At 64.3% G+C, this 15231-nt stretch carries 14 protein-coding genes; 5 read left to right on the forward strand and 9 right to left on the reverse strand.

Annotated features, from left to right (window positions below; genetic code table 11):
- Window positions 1–40 precede the first annotated feature (40 nt).
- Both EYQ35_09670 and EYQ35_09675 read left to right on the forward strand, forming a co-directional pair.
- Window positions 41–496: a hypothetical protein gene (locus tag EYQ35_09670; protein ID HIF64404.1), complete on the forward strand. Its 456-nt coding sequence runs from the start codon at window positions 41–43 to the stop codon at window positions 494–496.
- 154 nt (window positions 497–650) lie between these two features.
- Window positions 651–2282, forward strand: a complete 1632-nt coding sequence (locus EYQ35_09675) for an acyl-CoA synthetase (protein ID HIF64405.1) — start codon at window positions 651–653, stop codon at window positions 2280–2282.
- Between the two features lie 4 nt (window positions 2283–2286).
- Here the strand turns inward: EYQ35_09675 and EYQ35_09680 are convergent, their stop codons facing one another.
- Window positions 2287–3078, reverse strand: coding sequence for a hypothetical protein (locus EYQ35_09680; GenBank protein ID HIF64406.1), 792 nt, complete (start codon window positions 3076–3078; stop codon window positions 2287–2289).
- A gap of 17 nt (window positions 3079–3095) precedes the next feature.
- Window positions 3096–4322: an acyl-CoA dehydrogenase gene (locus EYQ35_09685; GenBank protein ID HIF64407.1), complete on the reverse strand. Its 1227-nt coding sequence runs from the start codon at window positions 4320–4322 to the stop codon at window positions 3096–3098.
- A 50-nt stretch (window positions 4323–4372) separates the two neighbouring features.
- Here EYQ35_09685 and EYQ35_09690 point away from each other — a divergent pair, with 50 nt between their 5' ends.
- Both EYQ35_09690 and EYQ35_09695 read left to right on the forward strand, forming a co-directional pair.
- Window positions 4373–5611: an acyl-CoA dehydrogenase gene (locus EYQ35_09690; GenBank protein ID HIF64408.1), complete on the forward strand. Its 1239-nt coding sequence runs from the start codon at window positions 4373–4375 to the stop codon at window positions 5609–5611.
- Between the two features lie 19 nt (window positions 5612–5630).
- Window positions 5631–6755, forward strand: coding sequence for an acyl-CoA dehydrogenase (locus tag EYQ35_09695; protein HIF64409.1), 1125 nt, complete (start codon window positions 5631–5633; stop codon window positions 6753–6755).
- 45 nt (window positions 6756–6800) lie between these two features.
- Here EYQ35_09695 and EYQ35_09700 read toward each other — a convergent pair whose 3' ends face one another.
- From EYQ35_09700 to EYQ35_09725, 6 genes are read right to left on the reverse strand one after another with little or no spacing between them, the layout of a single operon-like run.
- Window positions 6801–7247: a hypothetical protein gene (locus tag EYQ35_09700; protein ID HIF64410.1), complete on the reverse strand. Its 447-nt coding sequence runs from the start codon at window positions 7245–7247 to the stop codon at window positions 6801–6803.
- On the reverse strand, window positions 7244–8047 hold the full coding sequence (locus EYQ35_09705) for an SDR family oxidoreductase (GenBank protein ID HIF64411.1): 804 nt from the start codon (window positions 8045–8047) through the stop codon (window positions 7244–7246). Before EYQ35_09705 ends, EYQ35_09700 begins: the two co-directional genes overlap by 4 nt.
- Before the next feature lie 4 nt (window positions 8048–8051).
- Window positions 8052–9116, reverse strand: coding sequence for an alcohol dehydrogenase (locus tag EYQ35_09710; GenBank protein ID HIF64412.1), 1065 nt, complete (start codon window positions 9114–9116; stop codon window positions 8052–8054).
- A 5-nt stretch (window positions 9117–9121) separates the two neighbouring features.
- A complete protein-coding gene (locus EYQ35_09715; GenBank protein HIF64413.1) occupies window positions 9122–9745 on the reverse strand; it encodes a YbhB/YbcL family Raf kinase inhibitor-like protein in 624 nt (207 codons plus the stop codon).
- 3 nt (window positions 9746–9748) lie between these two features.
- Window positions 9749–11047: a sulfotransferase gene (locus EYQ35_09720; protein ID HIF64414.1), complete on the reverse strand. Its 1299-nt coding sequence runs from the start codon at window positions 11045–11047 to the stop codon at window positions 9749–9751.
- A gap of 16 nt (window positions 11048–11063) precedes the next feature.
- Window positions 11064–12392 (reverse strand): MBL fold metallo-hydrolase, encoded by a 1329-nt coding sequence (locus tag EYQ35_09725; protein HIF64415.1) that lies wholly within the window; start codon window positions 12390–12392, stop codon window positions 11064–11066.
- A 79-nt stretch (window positions 12393–12471) separates the two neighbouring features.
- Here EYQ35_09725 and EYQ35_09730 point away from each other — a divergent pair, with 79 nt between their 5' ends.
- Window positions 12472–13995 carry a M20 family peptidase gene (locus tag EYQ35_09730; protein HIF64416.1) on the forward strand — a complete coding sequence of 508 codons (1524 nt, stop codon included), beginning with the start codon at window positions 12472–12474 and terminating at the stop codon, window positions 13993–13995.
- Window positions 13996–14005: 10 nt separating this feature from the next.
- On the opposite strand, the gene EYQ35_09735 is transcribed toward EYQ35_09730, so the two are convergent.
- Window positions 14006–15199, reverse strand: coding sequence for a cytochrome P450 (locus EYQ35_09735; GenBank protein ID HIF64417.1), 1194 nt, complete (start codon window positions 15197–15199; stop codon window positions 14006–14008).
- Between the last annotated feature and the right edge of the window lie 32 nt (window positions 15200–15231).

Below are 15231 nucleotides of genomic sequence, written 5' to 3' on the forward strand. Positions count from 1 at the left end.
CTGCTACAAGATCCGCTGCCCCAAGGATCCTACTGGCGCGATGCCGCCCAGTGCCCAGGACGTGGTTGACCAGTTCGGCCAGCGCGAGATCGCCGGTTTCAAGACCACCAAGATGTGCACGCCCGCCTGGAAGGTGTTCGACAACAACGATCTGCCGGACCTGATCCCGGTGGCAAGTCCCTTGACGGGTAGTTTCTGCATGCGGGATGCGGCTGCTGCTAACCTGCTCGTGACCGTGGAAAACCAGGGTGCCGCCAACGCCGGACCTACACAGGTGTCGGTGGAGTTCCAGACGGCCACTGGTCCGGTCATCAACAGTGCGTCGGTGCCCGCTCTTGGCGCGGGTGTTTCGACTTCGGTGGCGGTGCCTTTCCCGGTTGGCCCGAGCTGGTGTTACCAGCCTGACTGCCAGTTTAAGATCACGGTGGATTCGGCGGGTACTGAGGTAGAGTCGGACGAGACCAACAACGTGGCCAGTGATTTCTGCCTGGGCTGAAATAGACTGACCCCGGCCGGTAACTCCCCCTGCCGGCCACGTGGCCTCTCCCCGGCCACGGATGCCCCGGGTTCCCTCGCGGAACCCGGGGTTTTTCTTTGCTTCGCCCGTGCTGCGAGGTGGCGTGAGCAATGCGCTCTGTTAGAACTGCCGAATGGAATTTTCGTTTGCACAGGTTTTTGACACCCTTGCTTCAGCCATGCCCGATCGCGAGCTACTGGTCTGGCGCGATCGCCGGCTGACTTACTCGCAGGTCCACGAGCGTTCGCGACGACTGGCAGGCTACCTGCACTCGCGCGGGCTGGGCTGCCGCATTGAGCGCGATGGACTGGCCGGCCACGAGTCGGGGCAGGACCACGTGGGCCTGTATCTCTATAACGGCAACGAGTATCTCGAGGGGATGCTCGGCTGCTGGTACACGCGGGCGGCTTCGCTCAACGTCAACTACCGCTACGTCGAGGAAGAGCTACAGTACCTGTTTGAAAACAGCGGCGCACGCGCGATCATATTCAACTCCGTGTTCGCGCCGCAGGTGGCCGCCGTCCGCGAAAAACTGCCCAAAGTCGAGCTGCTCATCCAGGTCGCCGATGATTCGGGCAACGAGTTGCTTGCAGGGGCGGTGGACTATGAAGAGGTGCTGGCCTCGGCACCGGCCTTGCCCGATTCGGTGGAGCCTTCTCCCGATGATCTCTACGTGCTCTACACGGGAGGTACTACGGGGATGCCCAAGGGCGTGCTGTGGCGGTCGGCCGATGTTTTTATCGCTGCCATGGGCGGTCGCGGTATCGATGGCGTTGAACTCGAATCGAACGACGCGTTGTTCAAACAGGCCGCCGACTCGGCTCCTTTTTCGGCTGTTGTCGGGCCGCCGCTCATGCACGGAGCCGCCCAGTGGGCGAGTTTTTTGATGATGTGCATGGGCGCCACCCTGGTCATTCCCGAAGTAGTAGAGAAGCTCGACCCGGCTGATTTTCTCTCGACCCTTGTGCGCGAAAAATGCGTATCGTTCTCCATGGTGGGCGACGCGTTTGCGCGTCCGCTGATCGATGAGATGAAGCGCGGCGACTACGACCTCTCCGGGTTGATGATCATCGGCTCGGGCGGGGCTCCGCTTTCGACCGACAACAAGGAGGCGCTGCTCGAGCTGGTGCCGCACGCAACCATAATGGACTCTATCGGTTCATCAGAGACCGGCATGCAGGGGAGCAACCCCAGCAATCGCGACAGTGGCGTGACGACGGGCGATTTTCTACCCGCGCCGGGTTCCTGCGTCGTGTCAGAAGACCTGTCACGCTTGCTCAAGCCGGGTGACGACGAAACCGGCTGGTTTGCCCAGACCGGGCGGGTGCCGTTGGGGTACCTCGACGACGCTGAAAAGACCGCGCGTACTTTTCCGGTCATAGACGGCGTGCGTTACTCGGTGCCGGGCGACCGCGCGCGTTGGCGCGAGGGTGGGATCATCGACGTACTCGGGCGAGATTCGGTGACTATCAATTCGGGTGGTGAAAAAATCTTTGCCGAGGAGGTCGAAGCCGCGCTCAAGCACCACGCGGACGTTTACGACACCGTGGTGGCCGGCCGTCCCAGTGACCGTTGGGGCCAGGAGGTGGTGGCTGTCGTCCACCTGCGCGACGGCGCAACCGCGGGCGAAGCAGAACTCCTGGCGGAAGCCGCCCTGCACGTGGCGCGCTACAAGCTGCCCAAGGCCTTCGTGTTTCGCGAAGAGATCCAGCGCAGCCCCAGTGGTAAGGCCGACTATCGCTGGGCCCGCGAACAGGTCGAATAGGGGATTACTCGTCCTTGTCGTGGGACGGAACGCCGTTGAAATTCGCAGCACGCTTTTCGAAGAAGGCAGTGATGGCCTCCACGTTTTCAGGGCTGCCTATGCGTCCAATGAAAGCCTCGTCTTCGCGGCGGCGGGCGGAAACTACCTGCTCGTTGCGCGAGGCTATGAGCAATCGCTTGGTGTGACGCAGTGACCCCAGGGGTTTAGCCGCCAGTCGCACGGCTCGCTCGAGCGCCATCCCAAGCACCTGTTCAGGCTGGCACAGATGGGTGGCGAGGTTTAGTTCCAGGGCGCGGTCGGCGTCTACGAAATCGGATTCAAACAGCAGGTCAACGGCAGCACGCCAGCCGCAGACCACCGGCAGCAGGTAACTACTGGCTGCTTCGGGCACCACGCCCAGGGTGATGAAGGGCGCGCGCAGACGCGCGTCGGACGACATGTAAACGTAGTCGCAGTACAGCAGCATGGTCAGCCCGATGCCCACGCCAACGCCATTGACGGCCGCAATCAAGGGCTTGTCGAACTCGACCAGCGCGTCCATGAACAGCGAGAAGCCGTTCTCGGTTGACGAATCCGAGGTGTCGAGGGCGCCCATTTCGCCCAGGTCCTGGCCGGCGGTAAAGGCACCGCCAGCGCCGGTGACCACGACCACTCGTACCGCGTCGTCAGACATCGCCCGCTGCATGGACAAGCGGGCCTCGCGCCACTGCTCGGCGTTAAAAGCGTTTTTTGCCTCGGGGCGGTTGAGCGTGAGCAGCAGCACGCCGTCTTCGAGTTTTTCTATCACGGTCGGCATGTATGCTTCTCCCTCGCCTACAGTGGCAGGTTGCCGGTGGCTGCCTTGAGATTGCCGTCGCGTTTCCAGCTTTCCAGCGTGCGAAGTGCGATGCGCCAACGGTGTACCTCGTCGGCGCCGTCGGCAAAACGAGCCCAGCGTGCCTGTTGCGACATTTTCGCCAGCGGTGTGTCTGTCGAGTAGCCCAGCGCTCCGTGTACCTGTATGGCGCGGTCGATGATCTGTCCCAGTATCGTGGCCACGAAGTACTTGGTCATCGACGACTCGCTCTTGAAATCGTCGCCGCGGTCAATGAGGTAGGCGGTGTGCAGGATCATGAGCTTGGCCTGGTAGAGCTCGATGGTGGAGTCAGAAATCATCCACTGTATGCCCTGCTTTTCGGACAGGTAGCTGCCGTGGGCGTAGCGGCTTGCCGCGCGTTCCACCATCATCTCGAGCGCTTGTTCGGCTTGCCCCAGCCAGCGCATGCAGTGCGCCAGTCGTGCCGGCCCCAGGCGGTACTGTCCCAGCCGGTGTCCGTCGCCGCGGCCACCGAGCATGGCTTCGCGGGGCAGGCGGAGGTTGTCCAATCGTATTTCGCAGTGGTTGTGGCCGCCCGACATGGTCTCGATGTCGCGCACTTCTTCCCAGCCGTCGGTCGGCAGGTCAACGAGAAAGGCCGAGTTTGCCGCCCGCGGGTCGTCGGGCTCGTCCTCGGTACGGGCAATGAGAATGGCAAAGGCGGCACGGTTGGCCCCCGAGATGAACCACTTGTGTCCGTTGATAACCCACTGGTCGCCCTCCAGTTGCGCGCGGGTCTGGATGAGGGAGGGGTCGCTGCCGGCAACCTCGGGCTCGGTCATCGCAAAACAGGAGCGGACGCGACCATCGCACAGCGGGCGCAGGTATTTTTCTTTCTGGTCGTCGGTGGCCCAGTGCAGCAGGGTGTGCATGTTGCCCTCGTCGGGAGCCTGGGCATTCAAGGCAAAGGGTCCGAAGCGCGCGCGCGCGGCCTCGGCCGACACCGCCGCCATGGCAACGTGGCCCAGGCCCATGCCGCCGTATTCCTCGGGCATGTGCGGTAACCAGAGGCTGCGCTCGCGGGCCTCGCGGCGCATTTTCTTGACGCCTCCTATGAGCACATCACGGGCCTCGCCCGACTCCTCTATCTCGCGCTCGGCGGGAAGGACGACGTCTTCGATGTACTCGCGCACGCGCTCGCGAAGTTTTTCAATCTCGGGTGGGAAGCTGAAATCAATGGCCATAGCCTCGCAACCTGTCTGTCCGTCCCAGCTCGGTCAAGGGAAGAGTACCGATGTTCCCCTTTTTGGCGTTGGGAAATAGAACGTGTTCTAGTCGGGCGATGGACTTCAATGACAGCCCGCTGGAGGCGGCATTTCGGGCCGATGCGAGTGCTTTCCTGGCTGAAAACGCTGCCGCCCAGGAGGGTGCCAACACCGGCCCCGACGCCGACCACGAGGCAGTGGTGGCCGCATCAAGGCGCTGGCAGCGCCTGCTGGCCGACGCTGGCTGGGGCGCGATCATGTGGCCCCAACAGTACGGCGGCCGCGGCCTGGGCCCCATTGAGCAGGTGGTGTGGAACGAGGAGCTCGCGCGCGTTGGCATCACCGAAACATCGCTGATGGGCGGCATAGCGATGGCCGGACCCACCATTATTGCTTACGGCAACGACGAGCAGAAAAGCCGTTTTCTCGAACCGACACTCAGGGGCGAGCTCATGTGGTGCCAGCTCTTCAGCGAACCCTCCGCGGGCAGTGACCTGGCCGGCCTGCGTACCCGTGCAGAGCGCGACGGGGACCAGTGGGTCATCAACGGTCAGAAAGTATGGTCGACCTTTGCCGACCACGCCGACTGGGGATTCATTATTGCGCGTACCGACCCCTCGCTGCCCAAGCGCAAGGGCCTCAGCTATTTTCTCGTCGACATGAAAACGCCCGGCATAGAGGTACGCCCTTTGCGCGACATGAGCGGTGGCGCTCACTTCAACGAAGTTTTTCTCGACGACGTGCGCGTACCCGATTCCAACCGCCTGGGCGAACAGGGGCAGGGCTGGCCGATAGCCCGTACCACGCTGTTGCACGAGCGCATGTCGATAGGCTCGGCCTCGCGCATGTTCAGCTTTGACGAGGTGCTGGCCCATTTGCGCGAGAATATTCCCGCGCCCGACCAGTTGTTGCGCGACCGCCTCGCGGGGCTCTACGCGTGGTCGCGCAGTCTCGAGCTGCTCAACGCGCGCGTAAACACCAAGCTCGGCCGCGGCCAAGATCCCACGGCCGAGGCGTCGGTCATGAAACTGGCGATCGCCGAAATTTTTGAACAAGCGGCCGACGTCATGATGCGAGCCGAGGGCAGGGCGGCGCTCACGGGCGAGGGCGAAGCCCAGCACCGTTTTTATTTTGCCCCTGGCCTGCGTATTGGCGGCGGCACCGACGAAGTGCAGCGCAACATAATCGCCGAGCAGGTGCTCGGCCTGCCGCGCGAAGAAGACCCGTGGGCCGACACACCCTTCGAGGATCTACCGGCCGGATCATGAGCGCCTGGAATGCAGCAGGATGAACTTCGGTTTCAGCGAAGAGCAGGAGCAGTTCCGCGAGATCGTACGACGCTTTGCCGGGCAGCGTTGGTCGCTCGAAGGAGTGAGCACACTGGCGGGTGCAGACGACGGCGAAGTCTACGACAGAAAGGCCTGGCAACAGGCGAGCGCCGAGCTGGGTCTTGCAGGGCTGCTCGTGCCCGAGCGACTCGGCGGCGCGGGTTTCGGCTATCTCGAAATGGGCATCGCGCTCGAAGAACTCGGCCGGCAACTGGCGGGCGGTCCGCTCTGGACCTCGGCCTGCCTGGCAACGGGCTTGCTGCTGGAGCTGGCCGACGAAGACGCCCAGTCCGAGCTGCTGCCACCCTTGGCGGCGGGTAAACAGCTGGCCACGGTCGATGTGGCGGGTTACCTGGCGGTGGCCGACGGTAAACTGCCGACGCTCAAGGCTCGGCCGGGCGAGGCCGGTGGCTGGCAGATCGACGGCAGCTGCGCGCACGTTCCCTTCGCGGCCCAATCCGACCTGCTGTTGCTGTGGGCCGATCACGAAGGCGACGCCGTTTTGTTTGCAGTCGCGTCAGACGCCCGGGGCTTGACGATCAAGCAGACCAGCAGCCTTGACCTGACCCGCTCGGTGGGTGACCTGGCCTTGTCTGCTGTTCCCGCGCGGCACCTGGCCGTGGCCAGTGGCCAGGAGTCAACCGCGCGGGCGCTCAACCGCGCGCGCGCGGCGATGACCGCCGAGCAGGTCGGCGCAGCCGGGGCGTGCCAGGAGCAGGCCATCGCCTGGGCCAAGGAGCGCATGCAGTTTTCGCGCACCATCGGCAGCTTCCAGGCGGTAAAGCATAGACTGGCCGATGGCCGCCTGTACCTGGAGCTCGCCCGCTCGGCGGCCTACTGGGCATGGTGGGCTGCCGACGAGGATGCCGCCGAACTTGTCGAGGCCGCGCCCATGGCCAGGTCGATGTGCTGCGATGCTTTTGCGCGAACGGCTGCTGATCTCATCCACCTGCACGGTGGGATGGGCTTTACCTGGGAGCATTCTGCTCACCACTACTACAGGCGCGCTCGTTCCCAGTCGGTGCTGCTCGGCGACGCTCAGCAGGAACGGCAACGCCTGGCCGACAGCCTACTGGCCGGGTAAACCTGGCCGGGTAAGCCTGGCCGGGTAAGCCTGGCCGGGGCGCAGTCAGACCGGCATCTGGAGTATTTCGATGACCAGCGGATCGCCGTCGCGTTCGAGGTAACTGAAGGCCGTGGTTTCGTCGAGGTGCTTGCTCCATACCGACGCGTAGCCCAGCTCTGCCAGCAGGGCTACGGTGGCGTCGTGGTCTTCGACGCGGTAGCGCAGGTGGTGCATGCCCTCGCCACCCCCGGCCAGGAACTCCGCGTGCGGGCTCTCGCCTTCGACGGGCTGTATGAACTCGATCTCGAGGGGGCCGCTGTGACCAAATGCAATGCGCAGCCGGCAGTCAGCCTTACGGCCATGAAAATCAGCGCCGCTGACTTCGGCGTCCATGAAGGTAAACGGGCCGTACAGTGCCTCGTAACGGGCCACGGCCTGGTCGAGGTCGCTCACCACGAAGCCCACCTGGTCTATCGGCGGCAGGGCTGGTGTGTTGGCGGACTTGCTCATCCCATCACCGAGTAGCCACCGTCCACGACCAGCGTGCTGCCGGTCACGAACGAGGCCTGGCTGCTGGCCAGGAACAGCGCGGCGCCGGCCACGTCGTCGGGGCGGCCCCAGCGCTCGAGTGGAGTGCGCGCGAGAACCGGCTCGTTCATCTCGGGGGTTTCTTTCACGATCGCCGTCATGCGGGTCTCTATCATGCCCGCGGCGATGGCGTTTACGCGTATGCCCTGCGGCGCCCAGGCGATGGCCAGGGTCTTGCCCAGTTGGGCCAGCCCGGCCTTGGCGGCGCCGTAGCCCGGCACCACGGCCACGCCGAAAAACGACGTCAACGAGGCGGTGTTGATGACGCTCGCGCCGGCGGCCGATCGAGCCTGGGTGCTGGAGCCCTGGTCAGCCAGCAGGGCGGCGGCCAGGGGGCTGGCGGCCAACATTTCGCGGCAGGCCGAGGCCAGGTGGAAGGCCGAGAACAAGTTTATGCTTACGGCTTCTTCGAAGACCTCGGGGTCGTACTCGTCGCGGCCCCCGGGCAGGCTCGCGCCCGCGTTGTTGCAGAGCACATCGAGACGGTCGAGGCTCTCGGCTACCGTTACAATCTGGGCGCGATCGCGTACGTCGAGTTGCCTGTAGTCAAAGCTCGACAGGTCGTTGTCATAATCGGCGGCCGCGGCGCGGGTGCCGGTTATCACCACCGACGCGTCGGCGTCGGCAAATGCGCGGGCGATACCCAGGCCAATACCGTTGCTGCCGCCCGTTACCAGCACCCGGGTTCCGCTGTAGTCGTAGTTGGCTGTCGCGTTGGCCACTTGTTCAGTTCTCCTCCGGGCGGCAGTCGACAAGCACCTTGATGGCCTCGTCGGGGTCCTGGGCCGTCGCCAGTGCGCGGTCAAATTCGGCCAGTGCAAAGCGATGGCTCACCAGCGCAGAGGCGTCGACCTGTCCGGCCGCGAGCATCTCTATCACGTCGGGAAACTCGTCCGGGTAGGCCATGGAGCCGGTAATAACGAGTTCGCGCATGAGCAGGTTGACCATGTCGACCGCCACCGGCGCCTTTTGCAGGCCGGCTACGACAACGCGCGCGCCGCTGCGGGCCTGGTGTACCACCTGGGTAAACACGCTGCCCACGCCGGTGGCCTCAACGTAGAGCTCGCTGGCCGGCACCGGGCCGCCCATGAGCTCGGCAGCACCGTGCTGCTTGAGCAGGAAGGTCGGCAGCGAGGTCGGGTCGTCCTGGTCGGGGCAGAAAACAGTGCCACCAAGTTGCGCGGCCATGGCCAGGCGTTTGGCTGACAGGTCCACGATCACTATGTTCTCAAGGCCGAGGTGGCGCAGCACGAGCAGCGTGCACAGCCCTATGGGACCGGCGCCCATGATGACCGCCCGGTCACCCGCCTGCGCCTTGCCTTGCCTGGCAACGTGCATGCCCACGGCCAGTGGTTCTACCAGGGCGCCTTCTTCCATTCCGAGCGACTCGGGCAGTTTGAACAGCGAGGATTCGTTCTTCTCGGCATTGCGCACCAGGAGAAGAGGAGCAAAAGCGCCCTCCGGTCCACCGTTGCCAATGGTATTGCCGTTGGCCATGGGGTTAACGACCACTCGATCACCGTCGCGCGTGGCGCTGACCCTGTTGCCGGTTTCGACCACCACGCCCGACAGCTCGTGCCCCAGCGGCATGGGGCGGTCGCCACCGGCCATGGAGCCCATGCCTATGTAGCCGAGGTCGGAGCCGCAGATGCCGCAGTACTCAACGGCCACCACGACGTCGTCGGGCCCGGGCGAGGGCACGGCGATACGATCGACCTGCGCGACACCGGGGCCGTGTACCTGCACGGCCGGCATGGTGGATCCAGTGTTGCTAGTGCTGGTGGAGGCCACGATCTTCAATCCTGCGGGTCGGGGTGCAGGGAGTAAGTGGCCACTATGGAGGCCAGGTCCAGCACGTGCCCTTCCATGGCATTGATCGCGTCGCCGCCGGTGAAGCGACTGCCCAGTTCGAGCTTTTGGATGTCCAAAGCATAAACGGTGAACACGTAGTGGTGAAGGCGTTCGTCGTTGAAGGGAGGCCAGGGTCCGTCGTATCCACCGTAATCGCCGCTCATGTCCTCGTCGTCGGCAAACCAGTTGGTGAAGTCATTGATGCCACGGCAGCCGTGGGCGGTGGGGCCGGGTTGTTTGCCCCGCGCGGTAAAGCCTTCGCCGTCTGTAGCAACGGCAAGTTCTCCCATGGACGCGGGGATGTCGACGAGCACCCAGTGATCAAAATCAACACGCGGGATGTCGTAGGGTACCGTCGCGTCGCTGCGGTTCACGAGGTCGGGGCGCGTGGGTGCGTCGCGGTCATGACAGACGATGGCCATCGATTGAGTGCCCACCGGCAGCTCGCTCCAGGCCAGGTGGGGGCTGCGATTCGGGCCGGGCACCGGTCCATCGTCGCCGGGCACACCCGCGGCAAACTCGGGGGGCAGGGGCTGTCCGTCGTTGAATGAATCGCTGTGAATCTTCATTTGCTACTCTCCCGCGATAGTTTCTACAGGGAAGCGCGAGCTGTAGAAATCAAAACGCTTGCGTAGCTCGTCGGGGTCGGTGCCAAAGTCGCCGGCCAGGTCGTAGAGAACGCGTCCACCGCGGTCGCGCGGGTGCCGACGGCGGTAATCGGCTATGGCCTCCAGCGTGTCGGCGTCGAGCTCAAGGCCCGCCAGTTGGTATACCGCGGCTATAGAGCCCTCCTCGTCGGCCATGAAATCAGAAAAATGCAGGTCCATGCTGTGCGCGGGTGCGAGCAGTCCCCGGTCGCGCACGCAGGCCGCGAGCAGTTGCTCCACCCGCGCTGTCCAGTACTCCAGCAGTTCGTCTACGAGCACGCGGCGCCGGCTGACTCTCTGCCCGTAGGCCAGCATGGTCACGGTTGATTGTATTACCGCCACCGGGTCGCGGTGGGTCACGACGACCGTCGCGTCTGGAAAGGTCCGCGTGAGCGCGGGCAACTGTTCAAGGTGCTGGGGACACTTGAGTACCCAGCGCTGCGCTGGGTCGCCGCTAGCCTGCTTGCCGCTCGCGAGACCAGCCTGTTGGTCGCGCCAGGCCAGCAGCCTGAGCACGTTCTTCATGTAGTCATAGTGGGGTTGCTGATCATGCCCCAGGTAGTGGTCGCGCCAGCGCGGTGAGTGAGCCAACCACTCGTAGTTGTACGAGGCGAAGTCGGGGCCCATGAGTTCGAGTTCTTCGTGCACGTGGTCGGGGTTCATCGGGTGCATGGCCGCGAGGTGGGGAGTCACGGCCTGCATTCCTTCCCAGGCTTTCTCGCAACGGAACCAGCGCGGGTCGTTCTCGTCCCCGGTGGAGGGCTCACCCGGAAGCGGAAGCGGTTCGTAGGATTCCCAAAGTGGCAGCGAGCGCAGGCGTGGGTCGGCAGCCAGGGTGTTGAGCAGGTGGGTGGTGCCCGACCTGGGCAGGCCCACCACTATGATCGGCCGTTCAATGGCTGTGTCGAGAATCTCGGGGTGCCGTGTCCAGCAATCCTGTATCAGGAGGCGACTGGTGGCGTGTTGCAGCAGCTTGTTGCGCAGCGTGAGGCGGCCGAGCGCGGTGAGCTCGTGGTCAGTACTCCACTCGTCGCAGAGCAAGCCCAGTCGCTCGATGAAATCTTCTGGTCCTAAATCGACGAGACCGGTGGTTTCGCGGGCCTGGCCCAGTATCGAGTCAATCGTCAGCTCTATGTCCAGGTTGTCGGCCCAGGCCATAGCAGCGCGCTGGGTGTCGTCGAGTTGGGGCTGCGAGAGGTCGGATATGCGGATCTCGTCGCTCATCTTCGGCGGCTCATCTTCAGCTATGGCCCAGTAGACTCTGCAGGCGGGCGATTTCTTTCGCCAGCCAGCCGTCCTCCCAGAAGTTGGCGCCGGCTTTGGACACCGAGGCGCGCTCGCGCAGGGCGAGGTGTACGTCAAGCAGGAGTTGCAGCGCGGCCTTGTCGTTGTCGTCGGCAGTGTCAGCGGCGGCGGCCAGCTCTGCCAGGTGCAGCGCCGCCTCCGGGTTGCCGGCATCGAGCAGGGCGCGCCCTCGGGTGGTTATGGCGTTGACGCCGGCCAGCCCGGCCAGCTCGGCGCTCACTTCGCGGGCAGGGGTGGGGTAGAGCTCGGTGGTAGACCCCGCCTTGAACCATCCCATGTAGCTTTCCCAGATCGTGCGCACGGCCCAGCTCACCTTGCCGTAGCCTTGGCCTATGACGACATCGTCGGGCAGGTCGACCTCTCGCATGAGGGTGGAAACGTCCTTGCCTTCGTTCATTCCCGCCAGCGTGGCGCCGTGCACGTGGTCGGCGGCGCGGTAAAGCTGGTCGAGGCTGTCGCGTATGAGTTCACGGCCGGCGATGGGCGCAAAGTGGCCGGTCACCAGCAGCTCGGGTTCAAGGCTACGCATGCGGTCGACGGCCCGCATGTAGGGCTCGAGAAAACGATAGCGGTCGCCGCGTATGGTGTTGATATTGGGAAAGTGCGGAAACAACGGGCCGACGGTATTACCGCTGAAAAGTATCCCGTGCTCGGGCAACCACACGAGGCAGCTGTCTGCGGTCTCACCGCCGGGTACGGCCAGCAGCTCGAGCTTGAGCCCACCGCAGTCGAGTTCGAGACGGTCTTCAAAAGTAATGTCGGGCTCGGGCACATCCTGTTCGAAGGCCGAGGGGTCCCGGGCTGCCACCTCGGTGGCGTAGTCGAACACGTGCTGAAACCAGGTGCCCGACTGGTTTACTCGCACCGTGGCGATACGGCTGTCGTCGTGCTGGCAGGCCGCGTTGTTGGCCTGGGCGATGTAGGCCGTGTCGGCCTCGCGAAAGCGCGACACGCCGCCCAGGTGGTCCACGTGTCCCTGGGTGGTGATGATGTGCGTGGTCGGTCCGTCGCAGGCCTGGTCGAACACGCGCTTGTGCACGGGAGCCTCGAAACCCATGCCGGTGTTTATGATCACCCGGCCCGCACTGGTCACCAGCATGTAGGAGTTCGAACACCCCTCGGACATGCAGATGAAGTCGTTGATGGGCGTGGCGGTGGTCTGCCAGGCTGGCTTCATGTCGAAGAAGGTGGGTCGGTTGGCTACCAGCTCAGCGACGCCGGCGGCGGTCGGGTTTCTTGCGGTGCTTGTATACTGGCGGCTCATGGCTAGTGGCTTTCCTAGCGCGTGGGCTGCCTCGAGTAAAAAGGACGGCGTCTCCCCCTAGGCACGGCCCTCTGGCAGTATGCCTGCTCGGGGGTGTGATCAAACAGCTATGAAGAAAGCAGTCATGGTAGCCGCGGGGGTATTTGCCCTGGTAACGGCGGTCGTAATGGTGCGCACGGTGGGTCTGGACAGCGCGCAGGTCAAGGTGCCCCGCCTTGAGATGGAGGTTGACGCAGCGGCCGTAGCCACGCGTATGGGTGAGGCGGTCAGATTCCGTACCGTTTCAAACCTGGACACGGGCAAAGTCGCATGGGGTGAGTTCAAACGCCTGCACGCCTGGATGCAGACCAGCTGGCCGGCCGTGCACGCGGCCATGCAGCGGGAAACCGTTGGTGGCTATAGCCTGCTCTACCACGTGCAGGGAAGCGACCCGGCGCTCGCGCCGGTGTTGTTCATGGCCCACCAGGACGTGGTGCCCGTGGAGCCCGGCACCGAGGGCGACTGGGTCCGGCCGCCATTTGCCGGCGACATCGCTCCCTGCGGTGATATCGAAGGCGACTGCGTGTGGGGACGCGGTACGCTGGATGTAAAATCGTCGATGGTGGGCCTCATGGAGGCTGCAGAGCGGATGTTCGCCCGTGGGTGGCAGCCGCAACGCACGGTGTATTTCTTTTTCGGCCATGATGAGGAGGTAGGCGGAGGGGCCGGGGCGAGGGCCGGTGCAGGGTTGCTCGAAGACCGCGGCGTTCGCCTGGCGTGGGTGCTCGACGAGGGTCTCGTCGTCACCGACGGCATGGTGGAGGGCCTCGACCAGCCGGTGGCCATGATAGGCACTGCCGAGAAGGGTTACTTGAGTCTTGAACTGGTGGCCACCGACGAGGGTGGACATTCGTCGATGCCGCCCCTTCACACGGCCGCCGGCCGGGTGGCGCGCGCGGTGACGAGCCTGGAGGCCGACCAGTTCCCGGGAGCGCTTGATGGGGCAGCAGGGCAGATGTTCGCGGCCCTGGCGCCGCACCTGCCGCTGGGGCGACGCGCCGCGATGGCCAACCTGTGGCTGGCCGAACCGCTGGTCGTGAGGTCGCTCGAGGGCAACCCGCTGACGGCGGCCTTTGTGCGTACGACCACGGCAGCGACCATGCTCGAGGGCAGCGTCAAGGAGAACGTGCTGCCCCAGCGCGCCGTGGCTGTCGTTAATTTTCGCGTACACCCGCGCGACTCGGTCGACTCGGTAACAGAACGTGTACGACGGGTGATAGATGATGATGACGTGGAGGTGCGACCGGTGCCCGGTGGCATGCTGAGCGAACCCTCTCCGGTCTCCTCAACAGGCGCAGCCGGTTACCTGCTGCTTGAACGCTCGATAAAGGCGGTATGGCCGCAGGTGCTGGTAGCCCCGGGCATAGTGGTGGGTGCAACCGATTCGCGTCACTTCGCTGGCGTTGCCGACAACGTCTACCGGTTTATCCCGTTCTGGATGCGGCCGGGCGACCGCAGTCGCGTGCACGGAACCAACGAACGGGTCACGGTAGATAACCTGGCCGACTTCGTTCGTTTCTACAGCGCGGTGCTCGGTGGTGTCGGCGAATCCGCAGGCGGGTGACCGGCCAGGTTCAGAGACTTATGTGAACACTCGATGGTCCGCGCACGGTACTGGTGTGAACCATTTCGATCTTTTCTCGCGATGCCTCCCAGCGTGGGAATCTTGCCAGCGTTTCTTCTATGGCTACCCGCGCCTCCATGCGCGCGAGCGACGCGCCTATGCAGAAGTGCAATCCGTAGCCAAACGACACGTGCGAGTCGATCGGGCGGGTGATGTCGAAGCGGTCGGCATCGGTAAACTCGCGTTCGTCGCGGCCGGCCGAGCCGTTAAGCAGGGCAATCTTAGAACCCTCGGGTACGATCTGCCCGTGCAGCTCAACGTCGCGTGTTACATAGCGGGCCTGTATTGGCGAGGGCGCCTCGTAGCGCAACAGTTCCTCCACTGCGCCGGGTATAAGCGACGCATCGGCGGCCAGTTGCTCTCGCTGCTCGGGGTGCTCGGACAACAGCAGCGCGGTCCAGCCCAGCAGGCGGGCCACGGTTTCGTTGCCCGCCGAAGAGAGCAGGTTCACGAATCCGTGCACTTCGTCATCGGACAATCGCCGGGTTGAACCGTCTTCCAGCTCGATTTCGCTGGCCACGAGATCGCTCATCAGGTCGTCGCTCGGGGCGCGTCGGCGCTGGTCGATCTGCTCCTGGAAATATTCGCGCAGGTGGCCCCAGGCCTCGACCGCACCGCGGTTCGACTGAGTTTCGCCTGGCTCGACGTGCAGGCTCTGGTCGGTCCAACCACGCACTGTGTCCTGGTCCTCGACGGGTACCCCCAGCAGTGAGCCTATGACCATCACCGGCAGGCGGGCAGCAAACTCCTCGACGTAATCGAAGCCGGCGCTACCGACGAAGGGGTCGAGGTACTCGGCGCACAGCGAGCGTATGCGGGGCTCGAGCTCGGCCACGCGGCGGACCGTCAGCGTGCGTCCGACGAGTTTACGCAACTGGGTATGATCGGGGGGGTCGAGCCATATCATCATGGTGCTGAAGTCGTGCTTGCGCGACATCAGCTCCAGCACCGTACCGTGTGCCGAGCTGAAGGTCTGGTGGTCGAGCGAAGCGTCGTACACGTCGCGGTAACGGCTCAGGGCGTAGAAGTCGTACTCCCGGTTGTAGTAAAGTGGGGCCTCGTCACGCATTCGCCGCCAGACCGGGTGCGGGTCGGCGTCTATCGCGTAGTCGTAGGGGTCGTAATACAGATCGTCGGGTTGCATGTTGTTGGCCTTCACTGTCGCTGTCCTCGGGA

This window comes from Candidatus Binatota bacterium, assembly GCA_012960245.1.
Classification (GTDB): domain Bacteria; phylum Desulfobacterota; class Binatia; order UBA1149; family UBA1149; genus UBA1149.